Source organism: Parvibaculum sp. (assembly GCF_045863935.1).
Lineage (GTDB): Bacteria > Pseudomonadota > Alphaproteobacteria > Parvibaculales > Parvibaculaceae > Parvibaculum.
Genome location: NZ_BTVP01000003.1, coordinates 82,978 through 96,605, shown reverse-complemented (window position 1 = coordinate 96,605; position 13,628 = coordinate 82,978). Strand labels below are relative to the sequence as shown.

The following is a 13,628-nucleotide window of genomic DNA, read 5'->3' as shown; positions in this document are numbered from 1 at the left end:
TCAGTTGAGCGCCGGTGTCCCTTCGACCCGCAGCGACGCCAGGAAGCGTTCGAGCGTATCGACCGAAGCGATCCGGCTCGTCATTTCCCGGAAGGCCACGCCCTGCTCCACGATGGGCTCGGAGACGACCGCGAAGGCGCTCGCATCGGGGCTCATGCTCATTGCCTCTCCGAACTTTGCCCTGAGCCTCGACAACCCGTTCTCGTCGCCCGCCAGCGAATAGGCGATGGCACCGCGCATCACGAGAAGCCGCGTCTCGTCGTCCAGTGTCTGATCGTACTTCCAGCTCTCGCCGAGGAACATTTCGATCGAGGCACCTGCCTCCGGCCAGCGTCCCGCGTCCCAGAGCGTATCCGCGCGGAGCCGCGCCGAGATATTGTCCTTCCGGCCTTCCAGCAGATCGAGCGCATTGTCGTACTGCTTGCTCTCGGCCAGCGCCCGCGCTTCCAGCAGCATGCGCCGCTCGGCAAGCGCCTCCGGCAGGAGGTTCTGCTTCGTGGCCCGAAGCGCCGCAAGCGCCTGCTCCGGCTTCTGGTCGACCAGGTAGATCGAGGCAAGTCGCGCCGCGACCTGCGCCTTGGCGACACCGCCGTGAAGCCGGTTCGCGACCTGATAGTCGAGTAGTTGCTCGGCCTGTGTCAGCAGGTCGACCTCGACGAGCCGTTCCGCAAGGGCGCGGATCATTTCGTCGCCCTTCTGCCCGATGGGCGTCAGTTCCTTGAAGCTGTCGAAAAAGGCAAGCGCCTGCACCGGCTCCATTTCCTTGATGGCATCGCTGAGGAAATAGTCCGCGAAGATATCGGACATGCGCACATTCATCTTGTGCGCTTCCTCGCTGTCGGGATAGTTCGCGGTCGCCGTCTGCATCTGCTTCAGCGCTTCGCCGATCTCTCCCTCTTCCAGCCGGAAAGTCGTGAGCCGCGTCAGGACTTCGAGTTCGAGCGCATCACCGCGCCATGCATAGCGCAGGCTTTCGAGTTCCTTTGCAAAGGTCTCCCCGTCGATCTCGCCGCGCTTGTGCTGCAGCATCGCCTTCCCGAACCGAGCGCGCGCCGCCACCGGCGGATAGTTTGTCGCGATCGCCGCGTCGTATCGCGCCAGCGCCGATTCTCCACCCGAACGCGCATCGTCCGTCATGGCGCGAACGAGCAGAATTTCGGCCTTCGCCTTCGCACTCCCCGGTGCGGCCGGGAAGCCCGCCACATAGGCTTCCGCCGAATTGACATCGCCGCCCTTGAGGGCCGCGACGGCGGCCCCTGTCCTGAAGCGCGTGCGCAAATCGTCGTCGAAGGCATCGAGAATGGCGCCAGCAAGTCCGAATTGTGCGCGAGCCTCTTCCCAGTGCCCGAGTTCCGCCCGCGCAAGCCCTCGCCATGCCGCGGCGTGGGGCGCATTTTCAAGACCGGTCGCCGAAAGATCGGCCATGGCCTCGACATAACGTCCGCTCAACACGTTTGCGACGCCTTTGGCGGCGCGGAAGGCGGGGTCGTTCACGAACTTCTGTTCGGCCTCGAGCGCGCCTGCAAAGGCCGCCAGCGCCTCCGGCGCAAGTCCGTTGCCGAGTAGGAAGCGGCCATAGGCGAAGCGCAGATCACCCAGCTCCTGCGTTCGCGCATTCGCAAGCCGCGCGAGATAATATTGCCGCCGCTCGGTGAAATTCTTGCCCGGCGCATTGCGCCATTCCGCGAAATGCATCTCGGCCGGCGCTTTTACCGCAGCAACCGAAGTGCCTTCCGCCTCCGGCGCTTCGGGACCGCCGCCGCCTGCGGACAGCACAAGCCCCTCGCGCCGCGACACGATCACATGGTCGGGTGCCGCCGCCACATTCACATCGTCCGCCACAGGAACAATGGCGAGACCTTGCGCGGTCTGCAGAGCCTGGAATTCGACGAAGCTCCGCGGCGTCTGCATGGACTGCACGGGGCCGCGCGCCGTCGCCACCACGATGTCGTCACCGACAAGCGGATCGCGCATCCTCAGTATCTTGCGCGTAGCCTTGAGATCGAACGCGACGCTGCCGCGCCCGTCCTCACGCCAGCTTCGCGAAAGCGATATCGGCCGTCCCGTGGTGGTCAGCGTCTCACCGGCGGAAATACGCCAGGACGCACCTTCCTCCACAGCGCCGATCAAAACCTTTTCGCTCAGCGGCACGACAAGCGCGGTCCCTTCCTCGAAGGCCAGAACCTCCGGCGTGCCGAACGAACCGAGCTTTTCCGGTATTGCATCCGTTGTATCGAGCGGCATCGCCGCATCGAACACGATCCAGAGTCTGTCTGCCCTTTCGAATACAGCGGCGCCCACAGGCTCCGGCCATTCGACCAGGATGTCGGTCCCGCTCCGGCCCGGCGCGAAACGCACCACCGCCTTGCCTTCCGGCCGCCCCCCCTGGGGCAGCGGGTTGGTTGCGATTCGCTCCTCGGCGGAATCCTCCGGCGATGCCGCCTCTGCCTGCGCTTCCGCGCCCTCTTCGGCTTCAGTCTGCGCCGCTTTCGGCAGGATATTCGTCGGGCCGTGGGCCTCTTTCTCGCTGTCCGCCTTCTCCGCGCCGTAGGTCTGCGACGAGGTGAGCTCGTCGGCTGCCGCCTGCGCTTCCGGGGCGATGCTGCCGCCCGAAGGCTTCAGGTCCAGCACCACGCTCATATCCTCGCGGAAGTCACTCACGCTCACGCCGGGTTTCAGCGTCAGCACAATGGCAAGCCTGCCATCATGTTCGAGAGCGCTCGCATGACTGAGATAGGGCGGCGGGTCGGCACGCAGCGGCGCGAGGTCCACTCGGGCCGAGCGGTCGAACGTAATGGTGGCAAGCCCCTCCCGCTCCACAAGCGAATAGAGAACGGGCTGGTTCCAGTCGAAAACAAGCCGCGTCATGCCCTCGCGCGCCGCGACACGCACCGCGAGGCCGGGCTTTTCGATCGTGGGCTTTTCGACCCCCAGCGCCTTGGCCGCAAGCTCCGCTTCCGCCTCCGCCCGCTTCTTTTCTGCGGCGGCATCGAGCCGAGCCTGCACATCTGCCGGCAGCGGCGGCGGCTTGCCGCTCCAGCTGGGCGGCATGAGATCGACATAGACGGAGTTCTCGGCCTGCTTCGTATCGAGCCAGAAGTCCGTCGTCAGCGCGAGGCGAATGGTGCCCTTGTCGCCGTCCCGCCGGGCCAGCGCCACATAGCGCGGCATCTGGCGGACGAATTCCTCGGTATCCGCATCGAAAGGCTTGTCGAACTGAAGAACGAGAATGCCGGCGTTGATCGTGGCGCGGTAGCCGGGAACCTTGCCTGGAAAGGTGAAGACCATGCGGCCATAGCCGTCCCGTTCGCTGAGCGACAGCGTCGTGGCTTCGGCGGCGCGGGCGGCGGGCGCGAGTGCCGCAGCGAGCAGGAACAGGCCGGTAATCGCCGCCAAAGCGCGAAAGCGCATGCCGACAGTCTCCTGTTGCTCGGAATTTCGGTGAGATCGAGTCACGCCGCTGCGTCCCAAAAGCTTCTGCCCACGAATGACGGCTTTCTGCCGTCATCGGGCAGTCTAGGCATCGCCGGTTAAGTGGGGCTTAAGGGTGCGAAGGCAAAAGGGCGGATTAGCTGGCTTTTTCGCCGCCGCCGGGCACTGTTGCGGGCGTCTCGGCCTCATCCGCGCTCTCACCCGCCCGGATTCCGGAAAGCCGGTCGCCGGTTGCAAGCTCGACGGTGAGGTCCTGTGCCACGACGGGATCCATGGCGGCCAGCACGGCGGCCATCTTCCGCGGCTGCATCCGCATCACCACGTCGAGCAGCACGCCCATGTCGAGACGTTCGAAAATGCGTGCCGCATCCTTCGGCTTCATGGTCTCATACATCGACACGAGCCCGGCGATCCGCGCCTCGTTCGCCTCGTCTTCCGCGCCGATCCGTTCGTTGATCCGCGCTTCGATTTCTTTCAGCTCGGCAATCCGTTCCTCGACGCGCCTTTCGGCGGCGGCGAGCAATTGTTCGCGCGTGTCGAGTTCCCCGGCACGCGTATCGAGTTCCTTGCGCCGCGAGGCAAGGCTCTGCAGCACGGTGCGTTCCGACTTGCTGATTTCCGGTTCGGCGGTAGGAGCCGGCGCCGGGGGCACAGCGGCAGCCGTCTCGCCGGCCGCCGTGTCGCCATGGCCCGCAGCCTCGCCATGCGCTTCGGCTTCTTCGCCGGATTTCTCCTCCGGCGCGCTGGCCTGGGCAATCGAGATCGCCGAGATCGTCGCGCTGCCCTCGCCGCCGGTTGCAAGATCGGCGAGCTTCAGCACCAGCAGCAGCGAGGCGCAGAGAATGACGGTCGGAAGAAGGCGAAGACGGTCGAGCATTCGGTTTCCCTGTAGATTGAACTCAGCGTGCCTTCTTCAGCGCCTCGAGAAGCTGGTTCGCGGCGCGTGCAGCGACAGCCGCATCGCGCGCTGTAGGTGACGGCGCCGCATGGCGCGGTCCGGCGGCGGGTTGCAGCGGCGCGCGCGGCGATGCCATGCGCTCGGCCGGTGCCACGCCCCGCCCAAGCCGTTCGGCGATCCTCTCGCCGGATTCGATCATGAGCGAAAGCTCATCGGCGAGCGCGCGTGCCCGCGTGACGCCGTCGCCAAGCTCCGCGCCCGTGGCGGCGCTCGCCTGCTTCAGCGCGTCGATGGCCGATGCGGCGCGTTGCGTCGCGGTGTTGAGTTCGCCCACCAGCTCGCGCAAGCCGTCCTGGCCGGAACGCATGGCGCGCAGCCTGCGATCCAGCATCGCGCAATAGGCGATGGTCGCGGCAAGAAACACGCAGACGATGATTTCGAGCATGAGACCGATCGGCACACTGGAAAGAACCGTCATTTCTCGGGTCCTGCAATCTTGACTTCGGGAGAACCTGCATCCGCTTCCGGCGCGGCAATGGCCGGGCCGCGCCGCGCATGACGGATCGCCTGTTCGACGCGCACTGCAACGTGATTGCCCACGCGGCCCATCCGGCCCCGTCCGAGCTTCACGCCGCCGCAACGCAGGTCGATCGCACCGTCCGGCGCGTTGTTGAGCATGAGCGTTTGTCCAACCTGGAAATTCATGACGTCGCGCAGCGTCAGCATCTGCTCGTCGAGCACCGCTTCCAGCGGCACCCGCGTCGACCAGAGCTCCGTCGCGAGATGGCTTTCCCAGATCGAATCGCGCCCGAACTTCTCGCCCATGAACATCTGCAGAAGCAGCTCTCGAATCGGTTCGAGCGTCGCATAGGGCAGCAGCATTTCGATGCGCCCGCCGCGATCTTCCATGTCCACGCGCAGCTTCACGAGGATCGCCGCATTGGCGGGCCGCGCAATGGCCGCGAAGCGCGGATTGGTTTCCATCCGGTCGAGTTCGAGCGTCACCGGCGACAGCGGCTCGAAGGCCGCCTGCACGTCCTGTATCACGACCTCGATCATGCGCTGGACGAGATTGAGTTCGATGGTCGTATAGGGCCGGCCTTCGATGCGCATGGCCGCCGTGCCGCGCCGTCCGCCGAGCAGCACGTCGACGATCGAATAGATCAGGTTCGAGTCGACCGTGAACATGCCGTAATTGTCCCACTGCTTCGCACGGAACACGGCGAGAATGGCCGGCAACGGAATTGAATTCAGGTAGTCGCCGAAGCGGATCGACGACACGTTGTCGAGCGAGACCTCGACGTTGTCGGACGTAAAGTTTCTGAGCGACACGGTCATCAGGCGCACGAGGCGGTCGAAGACGATTTCGAGCATCGGCAGGCGCTCGTAGGAGACGAGCGCCGAGTTCACGATGGCGTCGATCCCGTGCCGTTCCGGCGCCGCTTCTTCGTCCACTTCGAAACCGAGCAGGCTGTCGATCTCGTCCTGGTTGAGCACGCGCTCCGGTGCGGCTGCGGCCGCTTCGGCGGTCGCATTCATCGCTTCCTGTTCGAGGGTATCGCTTTCCGGCATCTCGGATACTTCCCGCTGACTGCTACTGAACGATGATTTCCTTGAAGAGCACGTCGGTGACGATCGGCTCTTGCGTGGCGAGATTGAGGCGGCGAAGCAGCTCCTCCTTGAGGTAGAGCATGCCGCGTGACCCCTCGAGGTCCTCCGGACGAAGCTCACGCAGGAAGGTCTGGAAACCGTCGAGCACGCGCGGCATCTCCATTTCGAGCTGCGGCACGGCCTCCTTGCTGGTGATCTGCAGCGCGACGCGCATCTTGAGATAGTGCTGCGGCGGCGGGCCGGAGAGGTTCACGAGAAAATCGGGCATGTCGAAGAACACGGGATCGGGCGCAACCTCGGCCACCGCCTCCTCGCTCTCGCCGCCGCCGAGAAGGCCGGACATGTAAACGCCCACGCCCGCCCCAACGAGGAGCAGCACGGGCAGCACGATATAGAGAACGAGAACCTTGCCCGCGAGCCGGCGCTTCGGCGCTGCCGCGGCTCCTTCTTCTTCGTCTCCCTCGGGAATTTCGGCGTCGACATCGGCCATCTGAACCGCCCCACCTTCTGCACAGATTGCCGCCGGAAAAGCGATGCTGCTTCCGGCCTGGCTCGTTACAACCGGATGCTCGCTGACTTTGGTTAACGAAGCGTTCGCGGTTGCGCTTCCGGACGGCCATTCTTGTGCCGGATGTCTCTATGGATGAGCGGACCGGCGGGCCGTGCCGGCTGCACGGCAGAAACTGCCCGGTAAAGCCTGCCCGAAACACCCGTCCGGTCGCCGGCGAAACTCTTCAAGCTATTGATTTAATTAAGTTTTCGATCTGGCACAGCCCCTGCACATAGCCGGGCAGCGCAAGACCTGCGCTCAAGGACCTGGGAACCGGCATGGAAAACGCTCTGCTCATAGGCCTCTCGCGTCAGATGGCGATGACGCGAGAAATGGCGACCATCGCGAACAATCTCGCGAACATGAATACGACCGCCTACAAGTCGGAAGCGATGCTCTTCGAGCAGTTCCTCATGCCCGATGCCTCCGAGGAGAGCGCGGGTGGCAACATCACCTTCGTCCAGGACTACGGCCAGCATCGCAACATGCGCGACGGCGCGATCCAGACGACGGCAAACCCCTTTGACGTGGCGATCGCCGGCGAGGGCTTCTTCCGTGTGCAGACGGAAACCGGCGTCCTCTACACGCGCAACGGCCACTTCAGTCTCGACGCCGAAGGCCAGCTCGCCACCTCCACCGGCGCCCTCGTCCTCACCGATGCGGGCGCGCCGATCCGCTTTGCCCAGGATGAGACCGGCATCTCCATCGCCCGCGACGGCACGATCTCCACGGATCAAGGTCAGCGCGGCAAGCTTGCCGTCGTTTCCTTCGAAAATCCGCAGGACATGCGCAATGTCGGCGACACCATGCTCGACACGGCCCAGGCGGAAATCCCCGTTGAAAACACCCGCCTCGTGCAGGGCGCGCTCGAAGGCTCGAACGTGCAGCCCATCGTCGAGATGACCAACATGATCGACGTCTCGCGTTCCTATGCGAGCGCCCAGAAACTCATAGACCAGGCAGACCAGATGCGTCGCCAGGCCATTCAGGAACTCGGGACGGCGGCCTGACGCCGCGCCCGCCCCTTCAGGGAAGTAAGGAAGAAAGTCCATGCAGTCGCTCAGCATCGCCGCCACCGGCATGATGGCCCAGCAGCTCAATGTCGAGGTCATCTCGAACAACATCGCGAACATGAGCACCTCGGGCTTCAAGCGTCAGCGCGCGGAGTTCCAGGATCTGCTCTATCAGAACCTGCGCCGCGTCGGCACCAACTCGTCGGACGCCGGCACCATCGTGCCAGCGGGTGTGCAGGTCGGCCTCGGCGTGAAGACGGGCTCCGTCTATCGCATCATGACGCAGGGCAACCTCGACAACACCGAGAACAAGCTCGACATAGCCATCCAGGGCCGCGGCTATTTCCGCGTCGAAATGCCGAGCGGCGAAGATGCCTACACCCGCGCGGGCTCCTTCCAGATCAGCCCCGACGGCCAGCTCGTAACGGCGGACGGCTACACCCTCGCGCCCGGCATCACCATTCCGCAGGAAGCGACCGATATTACGATCAGCAACGACGGCCAGGTGCAGGTCACTCTTCAGGGCCAGACCGACGCCCAGGTCGTCGGCCAGATCGAACTCGCCGCCTTCGCGAACGAGGCGGGCCTCGATCCGCTCGGCAGCAACCTCTTCATCGAGACCGCCGCGAGCGGCGCGCCCACGCTCGGCACCCCCGCCTCGGACGGTATCGGCAGCGTGCTGCAGGGTTTTCTCGAAACCTCGAACGTGAACGCGGTGAGCGAAATCACCACGCTCATCACCGCCCAGCGCGCCTACGAGATGAACGCCAAGGTCATTACCGCCACCGACGAAATGATGTCGGTCACCTCGAACGTGAAGTAACAACGGATGACCCTCATGTCCCCGCGTATCGCCATACTCGCTCTTCTCGTTGCCGCCGGCTTCACCACTGGCACGGGTGCGGCGGAGCTTCGCCCCGCCGTCACGGTTTCGGACGAAACGGTCACGCTCGGCGATATCTTCGACGATGCGGGCAAAGCCGCCTCGGTCGTCGTCGCCCCGGCGCCAGCGCCGGGTGCCCGCGCGGAGATCTCGGTTTCCCGCATCTCGCTCGCCGCGCGGCGCAATGGCATCGACTGGCGCAACGACGCCGGCCTCACCCACATCGTCATCGGGCGCAGCGGCGTGGCCGTACCGGACGACGATGTCGCCGCCGCCATCTCGTCGGCCATTGAGGCGCAGTCCTCCGCCCTTCCCTCCGCCTCGACGCTTCAGGTCGATTTCGCGAACGGCATGGCAGGCGTCCAGGTCGCCGACGGCGACGAGCCGACCGTCAAGGTCGAGCAACTCTCCTTCAACCACCGGAGCGGCGCCTTCACCGCCATTCTCCGCGCGCCTGCGGGCGACATGCTGAGCCCGCTCCGCCGCGTCGCAGGCCGTGCCTATCCCGTGACGGATGTGCCGGTCCTCACACGCGACATGCAGCCCGGCGAGGTCGTCCGCCAGCACGATATCGACTGGGTGCGTCTGCCCTCGAACCGCGTAGGCCAGAACATCGTAACTTCGCTTGAGCATCTCGTCGGCATGTCGCCGCGCCGTCCGGCGCGGGCGGGCGAACCCATGCGGATCGCCGACATGCAGCCTCCCCTCGTCGTCGACAAGGGCGCGCAGGTCGACATGACCTTCGTTTCCGGCGCGCTCACGCTCACGGCCCGCGGCCGCGCGCTCGAAAGCGGCGCCGTCGGCGATATCGTCAGTGTCTTGAATATCCGCTCGAACCGCACAGTCCAGGGCGTCGTGGAAGGCCCCAACATGATCCGCATCGACGCGCCGGGCGCTGCCCGTGCGGCAAGCCTCGCCCGAGGCAACAGCCCCTCGTAACAAGAGCCCGTCCTATCCTCGGTTCCGACCTCAAAAGGCCAGAGAAAAATGTTCGCCAGTACCTGTGTCCGCCTCGCCGTTATCGCGTTTCTCGCCGCCACGCTTGCGGGGTGCAACGCCGCAGAACGCATCTCGAACATCGGCAAGGCGCCGGATCTTTCGCCCATGGTCTCGCCCCCGACCACCGTCGCCATGCCCATGCCGGCGCCGGAGGAAATCGTCTACCAGCCCAACTCGCTCTGGCGGTCGGGCTCGCGCGCCTTCTTCCGCGATCAGCGCGCCGCCCGCATCGGCGACATCCTGACCGTCCTCATCAACGTGGCGGACAGCGCGAAGGTGAACAACTCGACGAAGCGCAGCCGCTCGAATTCCGAGAGCGCGGGCGTGAACAATCTTTTCGGTTACGAATCCTATCTCGGCAAGGTCTTCCCCGATGCCGTCGACAACACAAGCCTCGCCGATCTCTCCAGCGATGGATCGAGCGCGGGCGAAGGGTCCGTCGACCGCAAGGAGACGATCGACCTCACCGTCGCGGCCGTCGTCACGCAGGTCCTCCCCAACGGCAACCTTGTCATCGCCGGCCGCCAGCAGGTCCGCGTGAACTACGAGGTCCGCGATCTGCTTGTCAGCGGCATCGTTCGCCCGGAAGACATTTCGAACACCAACACCGTTCAGCACACGCAGATCGCCGAGGCCCGCATCTCCTATGGCGGCGAGGGACAGATCAGCGACATGCAGCAGCCGCGCTACGGCCAGCAGCTCTTCGACATCATCATGCCCTTCTGACGTCGCCGCAGCACCGGCACGCAAAAACGGAAAACGCGGCCTCTTTCGGGAGGCCGCGTTTTTCATTGTCCGGATAAGGAGAGCCGGAAAGGACATCAATCGTCGCGATAGACCTTCTCGCGCCGCTCGTGACGTTCCTGCGCTTCGATGGACAGCGTCGCGATCGGACGCGCATCGAGCCGCTTCAGGCTGATCGGCTCGCCCGTCTCTTCGCAGTAACCGTAAGTGCCGTCCTCGATCCGGCGCAGCGCCGCATCGATCTTGGCAATGAGCTTGCGCTGGCGGTCGCGTGTTCTGAGTTCGAGCGAGCGTTCGGTTTCGGAAGAGGCCCGGTCCGCGAGGTCCGGATGCTGAACCGAGTCGTCCTGCAAATGCTGCAGCGTCTCGCGGTTCTCGACGAGGATGTCCTCTTTCCATTTCTCGAGCTTGCGGCGGAAATACTCTTTCTGCCGCTTGTTCATGAACGGCTCGTCGTCTGACGGCATGTAGCCTTTGGGCAAACGTATGGCCATCTACGCAATCTCTCTCTGACGCCGGTGGTCCGATTTCGGCATTTGCCTCCCTGGGCCCGCATGGTCGCGAGCAAGCGTCGGGATCAGAGGACCATCGGCAATTCCATGAAACCGGTGAGCTTCTGAATTGGACATTTGAAAACGGGCTCAGCCACTGCCGGGTCTCAAATATCAAATTCGCTCCGCTGGCCCCTGCCGAAGCGCGGCGGAGTATAGGGAGGCCGTTCACGATTCTCAACAGGCCAGCCCAGCCCAAGCCGGTGAAATATATGTGAAATCCGGTGCGGGAAAAATCCGCGGTTTCAGCCGTTTGGCGGCGCTTACCTAGTCTTTGGTATAGGTACCGAACTTGGCAAGCTCCACCCTCGCCCGAAGTTCGATTTCGGCGAGAACCTCGCCGAGGCGCGGGTCGTTGAACGTGCCGTTCTGCCGCTCGACCACCGAAAGAAGGCGGGAAAGCTTGGCCTTCGGCAACTGCCCCATGAGAAGCGAGAGCTTGATCTCGTCCAGGATGTCGAGCATCTCCTCGCCCCGGCGGATCGCCCTGCGGCGCGGTGAATGGAGCGCATCGTCGCTCTGGGGTGTTTCCTGGAGGGCCAGCAGCGCATCGACCGCACTGAGCGAGGCAAGGCCGGAAAGTCCCGCCGTACCCCGCGCCTCGGACGCGCCTGCCGGCGCGAAGCCGCTGCCACCCGAGCGCGCCTGGGCGCCTCTTGCCGCTCCCCCCTGGGAAGCCGCTCTGGTCTGTCCGATCTTCATCTGGGTCGCCCCCCGATCCGGATGCTTGAAGGCGGAAAGCCGCCCTGGTCCCTCCAGAATGGACTTCGGGGTGTTAAATCCGCGTTAAGCCTGATGACAGGCACAGGCAAGCGCCCGGCAGGATTTGCCGGAGACCGGCAGGAGCTTCCGCAGACCGCCCCGGGCCTCCGCCCCGGGCAGGCCAAAGACGTAATAAAAACTCAATAAAAACAATCACTTGAAAAAACAGACCCCCTGTCTCGCCCATGGCACGGCTTTCGCTAGATACCGCCCGTATCGCAAGCGATTGATCGGTCGACCCATGTTCCGGCTTCCCGCCTTTTCTCTTCGGACTCTCCTCGTGCTCATCGCGGCCGCCTGCTTTGCGGGCCTTCCCGCGAGCGCCGGGGCAAGCTCGCGCATCAAGGACATCGTCGATGTCGAGGGCATCCGCGACAACATGCTGGTCGGCTACGGCCTCGTTGTCGGCCTCAACGGCACGGGCGATACGCTCCGGAACGCCCCCTTCACCCAGCAGAGCCTGACCGGCATGCTTGAGCGGCTCGGCGTCAACACGCGCGGCACCAACATGAAGACGGCCAACGTCGCCGCCGTCATGGTCTCGGCCAATCTTCCCGCCTTCGCCGCTCAGGGCACCCGCATCGATGTAACGGTGAGCGCGCTGGGCGACGCCACCAACCTCCAGGGCGGCGTCCTTCTCGTCACCCCGCTGATGGGCGCCGACGGCCAGGTCTATGCCGTGGCGCAGGGCCCGCTCGCCACCGGCGGTTTCGCCGCTCAGGGCGAGGCCGCGTCGGTCACGCGCGGCGTCCCCACCAACGGCCGCATCGCGAACGGCGCCATCGTGGAGCGCGAGATCGACTTCCAGCTCGCCGATCTGCGCAGCCTCCGGCTCTCGCTCCGCAATCCGGACCTGACGACGGCGCAACGCGTCGCCACCGCCATCAACACCTATCTCGGCACGCAGACCGCCTCCGCCGACAACTCCACCACCGTGCAGCTCAACGTGCCGCAGGCCTATCGCGGCGGCGTCGTGGCGCTCCTCACCGACATCGAGCAGCTCCGCGTGCAGCCGGATCTCGCTGCCCGCGTCGTCATCGACGAGTCCTCGGGCGTCATCGTCATGGGTCAGGACGTGCGCGTCAGCAAGGTCGCGATTGCCCAGGGCAATCTCACCATCTCCGTCAGCGAGACGCCGCAGGTCAGCCAGCCCTCCCCCTTCTCCACGCAGGGCGACACCGTGGTCGTACCTCGTACCGACATCGAGGTGGACGAGGAACAGGGCAAGCAGCTCGGCATCATCGACGGCAGCATTTCCCTGAAGGAGCTGGTCGACGGCCTGAACGCTCTCGGCGTCAGCCCCCGCGACATGATCACGATCCTGCAGGCCATCAAGTCGGCAGGTGCGCTCCAGGCGGAAATCGAGGTGATGTAATGGAAGCCCTCTCCGCCCTCCCCACCTATATGTATCTGTCTCAGGCCCGCCCGGCAGCCAAAGCGGCGGCGGCCATCGAAGACGGGCGCGACCCGCGTACATGGGAAGCGGCGAAGGAATTCGAGGCGCAGTTCGTTTCGACGCTCTTCCAGTCGATGTTCAAGGGTCTTGAGGACCAGGAGAGCGCCTTCGGCGGCGGGCCGGGCGAAACCATGTTCAGTTCTCTTCTCGTCGACCAGTACGGCCAGCAAATGGCGAAGTCGGGCGGCATCGGCCTTGCCGACAGCGTCTACCGCGAAATGCTGAAAATGCAGGAGGTATCGCAATGAGCGCTCAGCAGGGCCGCATTCCGGCCGAGACCTTGCAGCCCATCGAACTCGTGGACCGGCTGCTCGCGCTTACCACCGGCCTGACCTCGGTCATCCGCCGCGAAACGGATTTGCTGCGCGACCGCGCACAGGCCGAGGTTGCGGCCCTCCAGCCGGAAAAGATCCGCCTCGCCAACGATTACGCGATGGACGTCATGGCCGTTCGCGGCCACCGGAACCTGCTCGATCGGGCCCCCTCAGAGCGGGTTTCCCGCCTCAAATCGGCGATGGGCGAGCTCGACCGCGCCCTCGCGCTGAACGGCGAGGCGCTCACCGCTGCGAAATCCGTCTCCGAAGGCCTCATTCGCATGGTCGCGAATGCCATGAGCGAGCGCAGCGCGCCCGCTCTCGGTTATGGGCCCAACGCGGCGGCCGCCGCACGGCGCCCCGGCAGCTCCGCGGGCTCTGGTTCCCTGACCCTCGACTCCCGCGCATAATCGGC

General features: G+C 65.0%; 14 protein-coding genes. 7 read left to right on the top strand and 7 right to left on the bottom strand.

Features of this window, described 5'->3' with window-relative positions; genetic code table 11:
- The 5 genes from ACKUUH_RS02490 to ACKUUH_RS02470 all read right to left on the bottom strand — a co-directional run bounded on the left by ACKUUH_RS02490 (nucleotide 1) and on the right by ACKUUH_RS02470 (nucleotide 6,431).
- On the bottom strand, nucleotides 1–3,411 hold the full coding sequence (locus tag ACKUUH_RS02490) for a hypothetical protein (protein WP_407948274.1): 3,411 nt from the start codon (nucleotides 3,409–3,411) through the stop codon (nucleotides 1–3).
- Between the two features lie 157 nt (nucleotides 3,412–3,568).
- On the bottom strand, nucleotides 3,569–4,309 hold the full coding sequence (locus ACKUUH_RS02485; RefSeq protein WP_407948273.1) for a MotE family protein: 741 nt from the start codon (nucleotides 4,307–4,309) through the stop codon (nucleotides 3,569–3,571).
- A 22-nt stretch (nucleotides 4,310–4,331) separates the two neighbouring features.
- On the bottom strand, nucleotides 4,332–4,808 hold the full coding sequence (locus ACKUUH_RS02480; protein WP_407948272.1) for a DUF6468 domain-containing protein: 477 nt from the start codon (nucleotides 4,806–4,808) through the stop codon (nucleotides 4,332–4,334).
- Complete coding sequence (gene fliM, locus ACKUUH_RS02475; protein ID WP_407948271.1) at nucleotides 4,805–5,902, bottom strand: flagellar motor switch protein FliM; 1,098 nt, start codon at nucleotides 5,900–5,902, stop codon at nucleotides 4,805–4,807. Before fliM ends, ACKUUH_RS02480 begins: the two co-directional genes overlap by 4 nt.
- Nucleotides 5,903–5,924: 22 nt before the next feature.
- Nucleotides 5,925–6,431, bottom strand: coding sequence for a flagellar basal body-associated FliL family protein (locus ACKUUH_RS02470; RefSeq protein WP_407948270.1), 507 nt, complete (start codon nucleotides 6,429–6,431; stop codon nucleotides 5,925–5,927).
- Between the two features lie 338 nt (nucleotides 6,432–6,769).
- On the opposite strand from ACKUUH_RS02470, the gene flgF reads away from it, so the two are divergent.
- From flgF to flgH, 4 genes are read left to right on the top strand one after another with little or no spacing between them, the layout of a single operon-like run.
- Nucleotides 6,770–7,501, top strand: coding sequence for a flagellar basal-body rod protein FlgF (gene flgF / locus ACKUUH_RS02465; protein ID WP_407948268.1), 732 nt, complete (start codon nucleotides 6,770–6,772; stop codon nucleotides 7,499–7,501).
- Nucleotides 7,502–7,541: 40 nt separating this feature from the next.
- Nucleotides 7,542–8,327 (top strand): flagellar basal-body rod protein FlgG, encoded by a 786-nt coding sequence (gene flgG / locus ACKUUH_RS02460; protein ID WP_407948267.1) that lies wholly within the window; start codon nucleotides 7,542–7,544, stop codon nucleotides 8,325–8,327.
- Between the two features lie 15 nt (nucleotides 8,328–8,342).
- A complete protein-coding gene (gene flgA / locus ACKUUH_RS02455) occupies nucleotides 8,343–9,326 on the top strand; it encodes a flagellar basal body P-ring formation chaperone FlgA (RefSeq protein ID WP_407948266.1) in 984 nt (327 codons plus the stop codon).
- Nucleotides 9,327–9,374: 48 nt separating this feature from the next.
- Entirely contained in the window at nucleotides 9,375–10,112 is a 738-nt protein-coding gene (flgH, locus tag ACKUUH_RS02450) for a flagellar basal body L-ring protein FlgH (protein WP_407948264.1), read from the top strand.
- 95 nt (nucleotides 10,113–10,207) lie between these two features.
- Here the strand turns inward: flgH and dksA are convergent, their stop codons facing one another.
- The gene (dksA, locus tag ACKUUH_RS02445; protein WP_407948263.1) at nucleotides 10,208–10,624 is read right to left on the bottom strand and encodes an RNA polymerase-binding protein DksA; all 417 of its coding nucleotides are present in this window, start codon (nucleotides 10,622–10,624) and stop codon (nucleotides 10,208–10,210) included.
- A 324-nt stretch (nucleotides 10,625–10,948) separates the two neighbouring features.
- A complete protein-coding gene (locus ACKUUH_RS02440; protein ID WP_407948262.1) occupies nucleotides 10,949–11,383 on the bottom strand; it encodes a flagellar assembly protein FliX in 435 nt (144 codons plus the stop codon).
- 301 nt (nucleotides 11,384–11,684) lie between these two features.
- Between ACKUUH_RS02440 and ACKUUH_RS02435 the strand changes: the two genes are divergently transcribed.
- From ACKUUH_RS02435 to ACKUUH_RS02425, 3 genes are read left to right on the top strand one after another with little or no spacing between them, the layout of a single operon-like run.
- Nucleotides 11,685–12,818, top strand: coding sequence for a flagellar basal body P-ring protein FlgI (locus ACKUUH_RS02435; RefSeq protein ID WP_407948261.1), 1,134 nt, complete (start codon nucleotides 11,685–11,687; stop codon nucleotides 12,816–12,818).
- Entirely contained in the window at nucleotides 12,818–13,147 is a 330-nt protein-coding gene (locus ACKUUH_RS02430) for a rod-binding protein (protein WP_407948260.1), read from the top strand. Before ACKUUH_RS02435 ends, ACKUUH_RS02430 begins: the two co-directional genes overlap by 1 nt.
- A complete protein-coding gene (locus ACKUUH_RS02425; protein WP_407948259.1) occupies nucleotides 13,144–13,623 on the top strand; it encodes a hypothetical protein in 480 nt (159 codons plus the stop codon). Before ACKUUH_RS02430 ends, ACKUUH_RS02425 begins: the two co-directional genes overlap by 4 nt.
- Nucleotides 13,624–13,628 lie beyond the last annotated feature (5 nt).

Bases quoted from the DNA above. Each gene is read 5' to 3' on its own strand.
- ACKUUH_RS02470 (WP_407948270.1), bottom strand. From the start codon at position 6,431: ATGGCCGATGTCGACGCCGAAATTCCCGAGGGAGACGAAGAAGAAGGA.
- ACKUUH_RS02485 (WP_407948273.1), bottom strand. From the start codon at position 4,309: ATGCTCGACCGTCTTCGCCTTCTTCCGACCGTCATTCTCTGCGCCTCG.
- flgG (WP_407948267.1), top strand. From the start codon at position 7,542: ATGCAGTCGCTCAGCATCGCCGCCACCGGCATGATGGCCCAGCAGCTC.
- fliM (WP_407948271.1), bottom strand. From the start codon at position 5,902: ATGCCGGAAAGCGATACCCTCGAACAGGAAGCGATGAATGCGACCGCC.
- ACKUUH_RS02435 (WP_407948261.1), top strand. From the start codon at position 11,685: ATGTTCCGGCTTCCCGCCTTTTCTCTTCGGACTCTCCTCGTGCTCATC.
- ACKUUH_RS02425 (WP_407948259.1), top strand. From the start codon at position 13,144: ATGAGCGCTCAGCAGGGCCGCATTCCGGCCGAGACCTTGCAGCCCATC.
- ACKUUH_RS02440 (WP_407948262.1), bottom strand. From the start codon at position 11,383: ATGAAGATCGGACAGACCAGAGCGGCTTCCCAGGGGGGAGCGGCAAGA.
- ACKUUH_RS02430 (WP_407948260.1), top strand. From the start codon at position 12,818: ATGGAAGCCCTCTCCGCCCTCCCCACCTATATGTATCTGTCTCAGGCC.
- flgA (WP_407948266.1), top strand. From the start codon at position 8,343: ATGTCCCCGCGTATCGCCATACTCGCTCTTCTCGTTGCCGCCGGCTTC.
- flgF (WP_407948268.1), top strand. From the start codon at position 6,770: ATGGAAAACGCTCTGCTCATAGGCCTCTCGCGTCAGATGGCGATGACG.
- ACKUUH_RS02480 (WP_407948272.1), bottom strand. From the start codon at position 4,808: ATGACGGTTCTTTCCAGTGTGCCGATCGGTCTCATGCTCGAAATCATC.
- flgH (WP_407948264.1), top strand. From the start codon at position 9,375: ATGTTCGCCAGTACCTGTGTCCGCCTCGCCGTTATCGCGTTTCTCGCC.
- dksA (WP_407948263.1), bottom strand. From the start codon at position 10,624: ATGGCCATACGTTTGCCCAAAGGCTACATGCCGTCAGACGACGAGCCG.
- ACKUUH_RS02490 (WP_407948274.1), bottom strand. From the start codon at position 3,411: ATGCGCTTTCGCGCTTTGGCGGCGATTACCGGCCTGTTCCTGCTCGCT.